10 protein-coding genes are annotated in these 13,405 nt (G+C 74.7%); 7 read left to right on the forward strand and 3 right to left on the reverse strand.

Translation table 11 applies throughout. The features are described from left to right. The first annotated feature begins 122 nt into the window (after window positions 1-122). From SK069_RS10375 to SK069_RS10400, 6 genes are read left to right on the forward strand one after another with little or no spacing between them, the layout of a single operon-like run. Window positions 123-1,502, forward strand: a complete 1,380-nt coding sequence (locus SK069_RS10375; RefSeq protein ID WP_319954152.1) for an MlaD family protein — start codon at window positions 123-125, stop codon at window positions 1,500-1,502. Further along, a complete protein-coding gene (locus tag SK069_RS10380; protein WP_319954153.1) occupies window positions 1,499-2,932 on the forward strand; it encodes an MlaD family protein in 1,434 nt (477 codons plus the stop codon). The genes SK069_RS10375 and SK069_RS10380 overlap by 4 nt, the downstream gene beginning before the upstream one ends. After that, window positions 2,929-4,305 (forward strand): MlaD family protein, encoded by a 1,377-nt coding sequence (locus SK069_RS10385; RefSeq protein WP_319954154.1) that lies wholly within the window; start codon window positions 2,929-2,931, stop codon window positions 4,303-4,305. The genes SK069_RS10380 and SK069_RS10385 overlap by 4 nt, the downstream gene beginning before the upstream one ends. Further along, window positions 4,302-5,933, forward strand: coding sequence for an MlaD family protein (locus tag SK069_RS10390; RefSeq protein WP_319954155.1), 1,632 nt, complete (start codon window positions 4,302-4,304; stop codon window positions 5,931-5,933). The genes SK069_RS10385 and SK069_RS10390 overlap by 4 nt, the downstream gene beginning before the upstream one ends. Next, a complete protein-coding gene (locus SK069_RS10395) occupies window positions 5,930-7,201 on the forward strand; it encodes an MlaD family protein (RefSeq protein ID WP_319954156.1) in 1,272 nt (423 codons plus the stop codon). Before SK069_RS10390 ends, SK069_RS10395 begins: the two co-directional genes overlap by 4 nt. Then, a complete protein-coding gene (locus SK069_RS10400) occupies window positions 7,189-8,679 on the forward strand; it encodes an MCE family protein (RefSeq protein WP_319954157.1) in 1,491 nt (496 codons plus the stop codon). The genes SK069_RS10395 and SK069_RS10400 overlap by 13 nt, the downstream gene beginning before the upstream one ends. Before the next feature lie 60 nt (window positions 8,680-8,739). On the opposite strand, the gene SK069_RS10405 is transcribed toward SK069_RS10400, so the two are convergent. Both SK069_RS10405 and SK069_RS10410 read right to left on the reverse strand, forming a co-directional pair. Next, a complete protein-coding gene (locus SK069_RS10405; RefSeq protein ID WP_319954158.1) occupies window positions 8,740-9,711 on the reverse strand; it encodes a PfkB family carbohydrate kinase in 972 nt (323 codons plus the stop codon). A 172-nt stretch (window positions 9,712-9,883) separates the two neighbouring features. Continuing rightward, window positions 9,884-10,960 (reverse strand): hypothetical protein, encoded by a 1,077-nt coding sequence (locus SK069_RS10410; protein WP_319954159.1) that lies wholly within the window; start codon window positions 10,958-10,960, stop codon window positions 9,884-9,886. 107 nt (window positions 10,961-11,067) lie between these two features. Between SK069_RS10410 and SK069_RS10415 the strand changes: the two genes are divergently transcribed. Continuing rightward, window positions 11,068-12,039, forward strand: coding sequence for a quinone oxidoreductase family protein (locus SK069_RS10415; RefSeq protein ID WP_319954160.1), 972 nt, complete (start codon window positions 11,068-11,070; stop codon window positions 12,037-12,039). Between the two features lie 90 nt (window positions 12,040-12,129). Here the strand turns inward: SK069_RS10415 and SK069_RS10420 are convergent, their stop codons facing one another. Further along, the gene (locus SK069_RS10420) at window positions 12,130-13,320 is read right to left on the reverse strand and encodes a hypothetical protein (protein ID WP_319954161.1); all 1,191 of its coding nucleotides are present in this window, start codon (window positions 13,318-13,320) and stop codon (window positions 12,130-12,132) included. Window positions 13,321-13,405: the final 85 nt, after the last annotated feature.

Below are 13,405 nucleotides of genomic sequence, written 5' to 3' on the forward strand. Positions count from 1 at the left end.
GCGCTTCCGCGGTCCGGAGGGGGCCCGTCGCGCCCGTCGGTGCCTTGCCACCCGCGTCCTACCGACCGTAGGATGCCGCGCCGAGGAGGAGGCCCCTGCCCTGGGGGTCCGTCGGACGGTTCGTGGGAACCACCGCCATTCGCGCTCTCGCCGCCGCCGCGGTCACCGTCGTGGTGGTCGTGGTCGTCGTCGTGCTCGTCGGCGGCGGGTCGAGCTACGCCGTCACGGCCCGCTTCCAGGACGCCGGGCAGCTCGTGAAGGGCAACCTCGTGAAGGTCGGCGGCGCGAACGTCGGCACCGTCGACTCGATCGAGCTCGCCGACGACGGCGAGGCCGAGATCGGGATCAAGATCACCGACGACGACCTCAAGCCGCTCCACGAGGGCACCCGCGTGGTCCTGCGCAACTCCTCGCTCTCGAGCGTCGCCAACCGCGTGCTCGTGCTCGAGCCGGGGCCGAACAGCGCGCCGAAGATCGACGACGGCGGGACGATCACCGCCGCCGACACGCGCTCGGCGACCGACATCGATCAGGTCCTCAACGCGATCGACGTCAAGGGCCGCCAGTACCTCCAGACCCTCGTGCGCGGCGGCGCGGTCGCGTTCTCCGGCGCCGAGGAGTCCAATCAGCGCCTGCTCGAGCGCCTCTCGCCGGCCCTCGGCCAGACGCGGCAGACGCTCGAGGAGCTCGTGAGCGACGAGCCCGCCTTCCAGCGACTGATCGCGAACTCCGCCGCGGTCTCCTCGACGTTCGCCGAGCGCTCGGACGACCTCCAGCAGGGCATCCAGGCGACGGCCACGACGCTGCGCGCCACCGCCGACGAGCGCGAGGCGCTGCGCCGGACGATCGAGCGCGGCCCCGCGTTCCTGCGCCGCGCGAACTCCACGCTCGTCAGCTCGCGCCGACTCCTGGAGGACGCGCGGCCGCTGCTGCGCGAGACGCGTCCCGTCGCCCCGCGGCTCGCCCGGACCCTCCGGATCGTCGCCCCGCTGAACGCGGCCACCGTGCCGCTGCTGCGGGACGTGCGAGCGACGCTGCCGGCGCTCTCCTCCGTGCTGGACAAGACGCCGGGCCTCGCCGAGCAGGTCGTGCCGTCGCTGACCGAGACGACGAAGGTCTTCGCCGGGGCGAAGGACATCATCTCCGACGTCCGGGCCTACGTGCCCGACATCCTCCACGGCGTCTCGACGGCGTTCGGCGGCAAGGCCGGCGCCTACTACGACGCCAACGGCCACTACGCCCGCATCGGGGTCGAGCTCAGCGGCGACTCGCTGCCGGAGCTCCTGCGCCCGGTGGTCGGCAACCTCGTCGACGTCATCTCGCCGCTGCTGGGCTCCGGCCTCGCGGCGCCGCAGCAGCACGTCACGAACCGCTGCCCCGGCAGCGCGACGCAGTCGGCCAGCGACCGCTCCAACCCGTTCACCGGCGGCCACCTCGGCGGCTGCGCCGTGAACCAGGTCCCGCCCGGGGGCTCCACCACCGTCACGCGGAGCGCGAAGTGAGCCGCCGCCGGCTCGGCCTGCTGGCCGGCGTGGCCGCCACGGCCGGCCTCGCGCTCGCGGGCTGCGGCAGCGGCAGCGGCGAGGGCGGCTCCGGCGCCACCACCCGGATCGACGCGATCTTCGACAACGCGTCCTTCGTCAGCAACGGGCAGGACGTCCGCGTGGCCGGCGCGAAGGTCGGGACCGTCTCCGACGTGCAGCTGACGCGCGACCGCAAGGCCCGCCTCACGCTCGAGGTCCAGGAGCGCTTCACGCCGTTCCGGGCCGACGCGAGCTGCACGATCCTGCCGCAGTCGCTCATCGGCGAGAAGTTCGTCGAATGCGATCCGGGCACGCCCAGCGCCCCGGCCCTGCGGCGCACGGGCGGCCAGCCCGCCCCGACGCTCTCGCTGCGGAACACCTCCAGCCCGGTGGACCTCGACCTCGTCGTGGCGATGCTCGGCCAGCCGACGAACGTCCGCTTCCAGCTGCTGACGAACGAGTTCGGCGCCGGGCTCGCCAGCCGCGGGCCGCAGCTGTCGGAGGCCATCCGCCGCGCGAACCCGGCGCTGACGTACATCCGCCGGACGCTCGACGTCGTCGGCAGCGACAAGGCGGCGCTGCAGCGCGTCCTCACCGCCACCGACGAGATCCTCGGCGAGCTCGACCGGCAGCAGGACCAGCTCACCGGCACGTTCGACGAGAGCGCGCGGTTCCTGAAGATCTCCGCTGACTACCGCGCGCAGCTGGACCGCACGATCCGGGAGCTGCCGCCGACGCTCCAGAGCCTGCGCCCGGCCCTCCAGGCGCTGCGCGACCTGACGCGCGACGCGACGCCGACGCTCGCGTCCCTGCGCCGGGCGTCGCCGTCGCTGCGCCAGCTGGCGGGCGACCTGAAGCCGCTCTCCGACGCCGCGCGCCCGGCGCTGACCCGGCTCGCCCGCGCCTCGCGCGTCGGCGCTCCGATCCTGCGCCGCGCCGCCCCGCAGCTGCAGCGGCTCTCGACGGCCCTGCAGGCGCTGGCCCCGAACGTCCCGATCCTCACCGAGCTGAACCAGAGCCTGCGCGACACCGGCGCGCCGGAGTTCCTGTCCCGGTTCCTCTTCACGGTCGCGATGTCGACCGCGCGCTTCGACGGCGTGTCGCACATCCTGCCGGCGCACGTGAACTTCTCCTCCTGCCTCTTCGTCACCGAGACGTACGACTCGCACTGCTCGGCGAAGTTCCTCGACGAGCGCGGCGGCCGGACGAGCGCGCCGACGAGCACCGCCCGCCTCGCGCAGCGACCGGGCGTCGGCCGCGACGCGCAGGACGACGCGCCCGCCGCCCGGTCGGCCGCCCGCTCCGCGACGACCCCGCCGTCCCGCCCGACCGCGACCACGCCGGCCCCGGCCACCGGCGACGCCGGTGCGGCCGCGCGCAGCGCCGCGGCCCTCGGAGGCGGACGATGAGGCGCCGCTCGTCCCTGGCCGGCAGCCCGGTCCTCGTCGGCGCCGCGACGATCCTCATCATCCTCGTCGCGGTCATCCTGAGCTACAACGCGAACTCGGGCCTGCCGTTCATCCAGACGTACGACATCAGCGCGAACGTCGCCGACGCGAAGAAGCTCACCACCGGCGTCGACGTCCGGATCGGCGGCAAGCGCGTCGGCCAGGTCAACGGCATCGCGCCCGAGAAGGGCCGTGACGGGCGCTACTACTCGCGCCTGACGCTGAAGCTCGACCAGACGGTCGCCGAGCTGCCTCGGGACACGACCCTGCGGATCCGCCCGAAGTCCGTCATCGGCGCGAAGTACATCGAGCTGAGCCCCGGGACGAGCCGCGAGACGATCCCCGCGGGCGGGACGATCCGCGAGTCCGCCACGAGCGCGTCGGTCGATCTCGACCAGGTGACCGGGCTCTTCGACGCGAACCTCCGCCGGTCGGTCCGCACGGTCGTGGCCGAGGCCTCCGACGGCTTCGCCGGGCGCGGCGCGGACCTCAACGCGGCGCTCGCCGTCCTGCCGGACGTCCTGGACCGGACCGCGACGGTGCTGCAGAACGTCTCCGACCCGCGGACGAACCTCGCGGGCCTCATCCGGGGCGCCGACGCGGCGACCCAGGCGCTGCTGCCGACCCTCGGCGACCTCGGCCCGCTGCTGCGCGGCGTGCGCGTGACGTTCGGTGCGCTGGCCGACGAGTCGCCGGCGCTCGCGCAGGTCCTGCAGCGCAGCCCCGCCACGCTCGCTGAGGCCCGCGCGGCGTCCGCGGCGCTGACGCCCGTCCTGCGCGACGCGGCCGCCCTCGCCCGCGAGCTGCGCCCGGGCACCGACCAGCTGCCGGAGACCGTCGCGGCGCTGCACCGCGTCGCGGTCCGCGGGATCCCGGTCCTGAAGCGCGCGCCGGTCCTCGGCCGCCAGCTCGAGGCGACGCTGCGCGCGACCGACCGCAACCTCCAGCGCGACTCGACCACGACGACGCTGACGCTGCTGAAGCCGATCTCCGACGTGCTGCTGCCGACGCTGAAGGTCGTCGCCCCGGCGCAGATCCGCTGCAACTACGTGAGCCTCTTCGCGCGCAACGCGAGCTCGGTGACGAGCACGGGCGACCGCAACGGCAACTGGTTCCGCCTGATCCTCCTGCTGTCGACGAACCAGACGCTCGGCAAGCAGTCGCAGCCGGATCCGAACCTGCACTACAACGTCTACCCGGACGCCGACAAGGGCACCTGCGAGATCGGCAACGAGCGCTATCTGCCCGGTCGCCGGCTCGGCCCGGTCGGCGGCGGCCCGACGACGAACCTCAAGACCACGGCCCCGGCCGGGACGCCGGAGGGTCCGCGATGAGCCGCGGCAGCAGGAGCCTGAACCGGTCCGTCCGGGACGTCGTGCGCTCGAACGTCCGTTGGGGCTTCGGGGTCGTCCTCTTCACGCTCGTCGTCGTCTACCTCATCTTCGGCGGCCCGATCCCGTTCAAGAGCAGCCGCGAGCTGACCGTCATCACGAACGACGGGGGGATGCTGCGCGTCGGAGCCGCGACGAAGGTCCGCGTCGCGGGCGTCGACATCGGCAACGTCACCGGCATCGAACCGGTCGGTGGGGGGCTCTCGAAGATCACGGTGAAGCTCAAGGGCGACGCACCGACGCTGCGGCGCGACGCGACGGTGAAGATCCGCCCGCGCCTGTTCCTCGAGGGCAACTTCTTCCTCGACGTCAACCCGGGATCGCCGAACGCCGAGCCGCTCGGCGACCACGCGATCCCGCCGTCGGCCACGACGATCCACGTCGCCTTCGACGAGATCTTCACCGCGTTGGACTCGAACTCGCGCCGCGACTTCCAGCGGACGCTGAAGGGCTTCGGCGAGGGACTCGAGGACGGCGGCGCGCAGGCGTTCAACACGCTGATCCGGGCGACCCCGCCGGCGCTCGGCTCGCTCGCCGTCGTCAGCCACGCCGCGCAGGGCGCCCGACCGGGCGACCTGCGGCGGCTCGTGCGCTCCACGAGCGATCTCGTGACGCTGCTGGACCGCCACGAGGACAGCCTGCGCGGCATCCTCGTCGACGGCCGCCGGACGTTCCAGGCCTTCGCCGACAGCCAGGCCGACCTGCGCTCGACCTTCTCCGAGCTCGACCGCACGACGCAGCGCGCGATGCCGGCGCTCGCCCGCCTGAACGCCGTGGTGCCCGAGGCCCGGGCGCTCGTCCGCGACGCCCGCCCGCTCGTGCGGCGCCTGCCCACGACGCTCGACCTCGCCAACCCGGCGCTCGGGTCAGCGCTGCGGCTCGCGCGCTCCGGCAGCCTGCAGAAGCTCCTCGGCGAGCTGCGACCGACGCTCGCGTCGCTCGACGCCGCCGCCGGCCCGCTGGGCGAGAGCACCGGCGCGCTGCGCCCGGTGGCGACCTGCCTCTGGAAGAACGCGCTGCCGGTCCTCACCGGCAAGGTCCAGGACGGTGCGCTCTCGACGAACATCCCGGTCTACCAGGAGCTGCTCTCGGCGTTCGTCGGCCTGAACTCCGCGTCGCAGAACTTCGACGCCAACGGCCCCTGGATCCGCTACCTCGTCGGCTTCGGCAACCAGGCGCTGTCGTTCGGCGGCGGCCAGCGGACGATGGCCGCGCGCGCCGACCAGCCGGTGATCGGGTCCAGCCCGCAGCCGACGACCGAGCCGCCGTTCCGCCCGGACGTCCCGTGCGAGACGCAGGCGGTGCCCGAGCTGCGCTCCAAGCCGCACGCCTACGTCGGCGAGCAGCGCACCGACCCGATCGACAAGCAGGCGTTCCGCCGCACCGCCGAGAAGGGCCTGAAGGCGATCCAGGGCCTCGACCAGCGCGGGCTGACGCAGCTGCAGGACCGGCTCGAGCAGCTACTGTCCGGTGACGCGGCGACGGACGGGGCGCCGGGCACGAGCACGACGCCGGCCGCGGGCGACCGCGACGCCGCGGCCGCCGCCGCGAGCGCGGGGGTGGGTCGATGAAGACCATCAAGATGGCGCTCCGCCAGTACTGGTGGGCGGTCCTCGTGATCCTCGCCGCGATGGCGGTCTCGCTCGTCGTCACGGTCTACCTGCTGGACAAGCAGCGCCTGCCGTGGCCGTGGGACGACACGTACGAGGTCCAGGCGAGCTTCGCCTCCGGCCAGGCGGTCACGCCGGGCCAGGGCCAGGCCGTGGCGGTGGCCGGCGTGACCGTCGGCGAGATCTCGAAGGTCGCGATCGAGAACGGCCGGGCGATCGTCACGATGCGGATCGACCGCCCGAAGCTCGACGCGGTGCATCGCGACGCGACGGTCATGCTGCGCCCGCGCACCGGCCTGCAGGACATGACGATCGAGCTCGATCCGGGATCGCGCTCGGCGCCGACGCTCCGCGCCGGCCAGCGGCTCGACGCCTCGAAGGCCACGTCGCAGGTCCAGCTCGACGAGGTCCTCGCGGCGCTGGACGCCGACTCCCGCGCGTACTTCCAGCAGCTGCTGGCGGCCTCCGCCCGCGGGTTCGAGAACAACGACGCGGCGATCCGCCAGATCCTCCGGGCCGGCACGCCGACGGCGCGCCAGACGCACGAGGTGCTCGAGGTCATCGCCCAGCGGCGCGACGCGCTGCAGGGCGTCATCACCCGTCTGCGTCGCCTCTCCACGGCGCTGGTGGACCACGACCAGGCCGTCGGCGACACGCTCGACCGGGCGGCGACGACGCTCGCGACGTTCGCCGGGCGCGATCAGGACCTGCGCCGCTCCCTCGCGCTGCTGCCGAGCACGCTGCGGCTCGCGGGCGACACGCTCGACGACGCGGGACGGTTCGCCGGCGAGCTCGGCCCGGCGTCCCGCGCACTGCGCCCGGCGCTGCGCGACACGACGAAGGCGCTGCCGGGCATCGATCCGCTGCTGCGCGAGCTGCCCGCCGATCTGCGCCCCCTCGGAACGCTCGCCCGCCAGGGCCTGCCCGCGGTGCGCAACCTGCGCAAGAGCGTCGACACCCTGAGCCCGCTGCTCGGTGACCTCACGTCGTCGGCGAAGGTCCTCCAGTACGTCGTGAACGTCCTCGGCTACGACCCGCCCGGCGACGCGAAGGGCTACTCGTACTACCTGGCGTGGTTCGCCCACAACGGCAACTCGGTCTTCTCGACCCAGGACGCCCACGGCGTGGGCTGGCGCGGCCAGCTCATCTTCAGCTGCGACTCGGCCGGCGGCACGCCGCTGCTGCCGCTCATCCAGCTGCTCAACGGACTGGGGGCGTGCGGCTCGTGAACAAGCAGGGACCGAGCATCGGTCAGCTGGTCATGATGGTCGCCTTCGCGCTGTCGTGCTTCGGCCTGCTGCTCTTCCTCTGGTCCGCCTTCGGCGGCCCGGTGCCGCTGCGCGCGAAGCCCTACGAGGTGACGACGCAGTTCCGCGCCGGTTCGCAGCTGGCCTCCTACGCCGACGTCCGCGTCAGCGGCGTGACGGTCGGCAAGGTCGTGAAGATCGAGAAGCTGCAGCGGACCGCCAAGGTCACGATGAACATCGAGCCGAAGTACGCGCCGCTGCCGACCGACACGCGGGCGACGCTGCGCACGAAGACGCTGCTCGGCGAGACGTTCGTCGAGCTGTCGTTCGGCTCCCGGCGGGCGGCCGCGCAGCGCGTGCCCGGCTCGTTCATCCAGGACGGCGGCGCGATCGCGTCCAAGCAGGTTCGCCCGACGGCCGAGCTCGACCAGATCCTCGACGCCTTCGACGACCGGACCCGCCAGGACCTGCGCCGGTTCTTCACCTCCGTCGCCGGCTCGCTCGACGGTCGCGGGGAGGACCTGAACTCCTCCGTCGGGGACTTCGGTCCCACGGTCCGGGCGGCCGATGGGCTGCTGCGCGTGCTCGATCGCCAGTCGGCGGCCGTCCGCTCGGGCACCCGCGACCTCGGGACGACCTTCGCCGCGGTGGGCTCGCGCGCCGGAGCGCTGCAGGAGCTCATCCGCTCCGGCCGCCAGGTCGTGGACACGACGTCGGCGATCACCCCGGCGCTGCGCCAGACGACGCGGATCCTGCCGACCTTCCTCGACGAGACCCGCAGCACGCTGCGCGTCGCCCGCGCGGCCTCCGCCGACGCGGCACCGACGCTCGCGGCGCTGCGCCCGGTCGCGCCGCTCATCCGCCCGGCCCTGCAGGACCTCGCCGTCCTCGCGCCGCAGCTCGAGCGCACCCTCGTCCAGCTCGGCCCGGTGCTGCCGAAGGTCGAGTCGGGGCTGCCGGCCCTGCGGCGGATCCTCGACAGCTCGGGGCCGTTCATGGACAGCCTCGCGCCCGTCACGCGAGACCTGCTGCCGGCGCTGCAGTACCTCTACCAGTACCGCCGCGAGATCCCGGTGACGTTCGCGAACGCCGCCGCCGCCACGCAGTTCGGCGTGCCGGACGCCACCGGCACGGAGCGCAAGGTCCTGCGTCAGCCGATCGTCCTGAACGACGAGCTGCTCATGGGCGCGAAGAAGCGCCTGCCGACGAACCGCGCCAACGCGTACCCGCTGCCGGGCACGCTGGACCAGTACGGGACCGGACGCTCGGACTCGTTCTCCTGCGAGAACACCGGCAACCCCGGTGGCCTCCTGAGCGCGCTGCTCGGCAGCGCCGGGAACGTGCCGTGCCGGCAGCAGGGTCCGCTGACCCAGGCGAACGGCACGACGCAGCAGTTCCCGCACGTGCTGCCGGTCTCGCCGGACCTCTCGAACGTCGGCACGACGAACCCGCAGCGCTGAGCCCGGAACGGGGCCCGGCGGCGGGAGCGGGCCCCGGGCGACGCCCGGGACCGCGGGGCCCTACGCCCGGAGCTCGACCGGGACGTCGCGGAAGTTGATCAGCGACTCCAGGCGGCCGACGCGCTCGCGCAGGGCGTCACCGGAGAGCTCGAAGAGCCGCTCGCCGCCGAAGCCCTCGACGTTGTGCGACGCCGTGGCCGTGCCGTAGACCAGCGCGGTGGCGAGCACGTCGCGGTCGACCGGCAGCGACGGGTCGGCGGCGAGGCGCGCGGCGACGTAGCCGACGACGCCGCCGGCGAACGTGTCGCCCGCGCCCGTCGGGTCGACGACCGACTCGAGCGGGAAGACCGGCGCGGTGAACCCGCCGCCGTCCTTCGTGAACAGCTGGGCGCCGTAGCTGCCCTGCTTGCAGATGATCGAGGACAGCCCGCGCGAGCCCTCCGGGATCGGCCAGCCGAAGATCGCCTGCGCGGCGGCGTACGAGGTGCGTGCGCCGGTGAGCTGCGCGAGCTCCTCGTCGTTGAGGATGAGGCAGTCGACCTCGCTGATCGCGGCGACGAGGTCGTCGCGAGCGATGTCGATCCAGAGGTTCATCGAGTCCAGCGCCACCCACTTCGCCGCGGGCGCCTGCGCGCGGACGGCGCGCTGGATCGCCGGCACGATGTTCGCGAGGAAGAGCACGTCGGCCTCGGCGCTCGCGGCGGACAGCTTCGGCTCGAACGTCTCGAACACGCCGAGCTCGGTCGTGATCGTGTCGCGGGTGTTCAGGTCCTCGTGGTAGTGGCCCTTCCAGAAGAAGGTCTTGCCCCCGGCCACGCGCTCGACGTCGTCGACGTTCGTCCCGCGGGTCGCCAGCAGCGCGACGTCCTCGTCGGTGTAGTCGTCGCCGACCGGGCCGACGACGCGGACGTCGGTGAAGAACGACGCGGCCTGCGCGAAGTGGAACGCCGCGCCACCGTGGATCCGGTCGCGGCTGTCGAAGGGGGTCGAGACGGCATCGAAGGCGATCGACCCGACGACGGTGACGGTCATGGCCGGCGACCCTACTGGGGGTCGCGGGCGCGGCGGGCCCCCGTGGGGCCGGAGGGCCCGCGCTTCCGCGCCTGCGGGAGCCGCGGGTGCCGAGGCCCCGCGTCCCGGCCGTGCGCGTGGGCCGGTCGCCGAGACCCCGACCGGGACCTCGACCAGGCGCCTCGCCGCGCCCTCAGCGCAGGCGTCGGAAGGTGCTGAACACCGGCCGCGGGGTGCCGCCGCGGCCGCGCAGGCCGGACTGCCAGGCGTGGGCGGTGTCGCGCGGGTCGCGCAGGCCGTACCACGTGAACGACCGGACGCCGTGGCGCCGGGCCAGCGTCCACGCGCGGCGCAGGTAGGTCGCGGCCGTCCGGCGGGGGACCGCGCGCGGCCCCGTCGTGCGCAGGGCGTACTCCGTGACGTGGATGTTGCGGGCGGCGCGGGCGGGCAGCTTGCCGGCCCGGGCGAGGGCCCGCAGCTGCCGCCGGACGGAGGCGAGGTTGCCCGCGGTCCACTCGTCGGGGTGCGACCCGGGCGCCAGCGGGTTCGGGCGCCGGATGTCGTAGGTGTGGATCGCGACGCCGTCGGCGAGCAGCATCCGGTCGCACGCGGCGGTGTCGCGCGGGATCCGCCGCCAGCGCGCGTCGAGGCAGAGCGCCTTGCGCAGGAAGGCGCCGGGGTTCGTCGAGCCGCCGCCGGCGGCCGCCTGCGAGGAGGTCTCGCCGACGAGCACGTCGATCCGCGGGTCGACCTCCTTGACCGCGTCGTAGCCCGCGTTGGAGAGCTTCACCCAGCTCGCCGCCTGGCGCTGCGGCCACATCGAGCGGAAGTTCGGCTCGTTGTACGTCAGGTACGCGGCGACGGGGGCGTCCCGCAGCGCTTCCGCGAGCGCCGCCATGAAGCGGCCGTAGCGGTCGATCATCGCGGGCGTGACGCGGAATGACGGCCGCCCCCGGGCGATCGGCGCGTACACGCCGACGAGCAGGCGCGCGCCGATCGCCCGCGCCTGCTCGCCGGCCTGGAGGACCCGCACGACGTCGGCGGGGTCCGGCACGCGCCACTGCGGCGTCCAGCGCACGAGCGTCCGCACCCGCCGCACGCCCGCGCGCTCGGCGTCGCGCCAGAACGTCGCGCGGACGGCCGGCTCGGGCGAGGCGAGCAGCTCGTCGTCCTGCAGGCCCTTGAGCATCGCCGCGGCCGGTGACGGGGCGACGGCCGGCAGGAGCGCGGCGAGGGCGGCGAGGACGACGGCGAGCGAGCGGGGAGACATCGGCGCTCGACGGTACCCGCGCCCCGCGCCGTCCGCGCTGGTGCCGCCCGCCGCGGGGCGCCGCTCCGGGCCCGACGCCGGTCGATCGATCATCTAGCCTCGTCGCCGTGCCCGAGACGATCCACGCGGTCCGCCAGCACGAGTTCGGGGGCCCCGAGGTCCTGCGCCACGAGCCGGTGCCCCGGCCGGAGCCCGGTCCGGGCGAGGTCCGCCTGCGGGTCCGGCTGGCCGGCGTGAACTTCGCCGACACCCACGCGCGGGAGAACGCCTACGTCCAGAAGGCGCACCTGCCGCTCGTGCCGGGACAGGAGGTCCTCGGCGTCCGCGAGGACACCGGCGAGCGCGTCGTCGCGCTGACGCAGGGCGGCGGCGCCTACGCGGAGGAGGTCGTCGTGCCGCAGGAGCGGTGCGTGCCGGTGCCCGACGACCTCGCCGACGACCAGGCGCTCGGCCTCCTCGTCCAGGGCCTCACCGCCTGGCACCTGCACCGCACCGCGGCGCGGCTCGAGGGCGGCGAGACGGTCGTCGTGCACAGCGCCGCCGGCGGCACGGGGTCGCTCACCGCGCAGCTCGCCAAGCCGCTGGGCGCCGCGCGCGTCATCGCGACCGCCGGCAGCCCCGAGCGCCGCGAGGCGGCGCTCGCGCTCGGGGCCGACGTCGCCGTCGACCCGGATCCGGAGGGGCTGACCGAGCGGCTGATCGAGGCCAACGGCGGACGCCCCGTCGACGTCGTGGTCGACATGGCCGGCGGCCCGGGCTTCGACGCATCGCTGCGGGCGCTCGCGCCGTTCGGCCGGATCGTCGTCTGCGGGATCTCGACGAAGGAGCAGAACGAGCTCCGCACCGGCCACCTGCTGCGTCACTCGCGGGCGGTCGTCGGGTTCTGGCTCTTCCACTGCCTCGAGGACCCCGAGCGGCGCTACCGCACGCCGCTGGAGGACCTCTTCGCCCGCGCCGCGCGGGGCGAGGTCGCCGTGCACATCGGCGGCCGCTGGCCGCTGGCGCAGGCCGCCGAGGCGCACCGCGCGCTCACCGGCCGGCGCACGACCGGCAAGCTCCTGCTCGACGTCACCGCCTGACGTCCGGGTCGCGCGGCGGCGGCCCCGACGGCCGGCGCACCGCGGACCCGGACGGGCGCGGCGCGGCGCGACGGCGTCGGTGCGCGGCCGTCAGCCGGCGTCGACGGCGAACACCGCGCGGGCGCTCGGGTGCTCGGTCACGGAGTAGATCCGGTTGCTGCCCGGCGCATAGGTCAGGTCCTCGGGACCGTGCGGCCAATCGGTCGCCGTCAGCGAGGACGCGCCCCAGGCGCCCGTGTAGAGGTGCGCGTCCGAGCCGCTCGTGGAGAGGTACGCGCGGGTGCCGCGGGTGACGATCCCCTGGACCCGCGGCACGGGCACCGCCCAGCTGCCGGTCGGCGCGGTCGCCCCGCCCGCGGCGTTGGCGGCCAGGCGCGAGTCGCCCCCGAGCGGGTAGCGCGAGGCGATCCCGCCGGTCGCGTCGGCGCGGTACTCGCCGGTCACGAGGCTGCTCGTCGAGCGGTCGACGGCCACCGAGGAGAACGTCCGCTCGGCCCCGCGCTGCTGGTAGACGCCCACCCGGGGCATGACGTACTTGTAGTCCGCCGCCTGGCAGGCCGAGCCGGAGCAGCCCATCGCCCGCTTGCTGCCGGTGCGCACCCGGTAGATCCGCCGCGTGTCGTACACGCTCAGCCCCGTCCCGGTCTCCGCGACGTAGAGCAGCGGGCCGACCCAGGCGATGCCGCCGGCGTGGCTGCTCGTGTGGGTGTAGAGCCGGCGCCCGGCGCGCGGCACGACGAGCAGCACGTGGCGGTACCGGGCCTGGGAGAGGTCCTCGGCGGTGATGAACGAGATCCGGACCCCGGGATGGATCGTGCCGGGGCCGCTGTCGCTCGGGTTCTTCGCGTACCAGCTGACGGCGAGGGCGCGGCGCCCGTCGACGAGCCCCGAGGCGGTCGCGTCGCCCGTGCCCGTGATGCCCTGCGGGTACCACTTGTCGGTGCTGGAGTCGCCGCCGTCGAACGAGAACGCGGCCTTGATCCCGCGCGGGACCGGCCGCAGCGCGCCCACGCCCGGCCGCGTCGCGCGGTTCGCGTCGCGCAGGACCCCGCCGACGGAGACCTTCGGCAGGCGCCGGTCGATCCGGCGCAGCACGCGGGCGCTCTCGGCCTGGAAGCTCAGGCGGTGCGGCGCGGCGGCGCGCTGGCCGGCCGGCGCCTTCGCGGCACCGGCGGGCGCGGGAGCGGTCGCCACGCCGGCGGTCGCGGCGATGGCCGCGAGCGGCACGAGGGCCGCGTGCCGACGCCGACCGCGGGGGGAACGGTCCAGCAGGGGGAGCATCGTCCGAGCCTACGACGGCGCGGGCGCGCCCCGGGGCCGCTCTCATCCGCGTCTCATCGCGCGGATCGGCCCGCCGCCGCGCGGG

Source organism: Patulibacter brassicae (assembly GCF_033949425.1).
Classification (GTDB): Bacteria; Actinomycetota; Thermoleophilia; order Solirubrobacterales; family Solirubrobacteraceae; genus Patulibacter; species Patulibacter brassicae.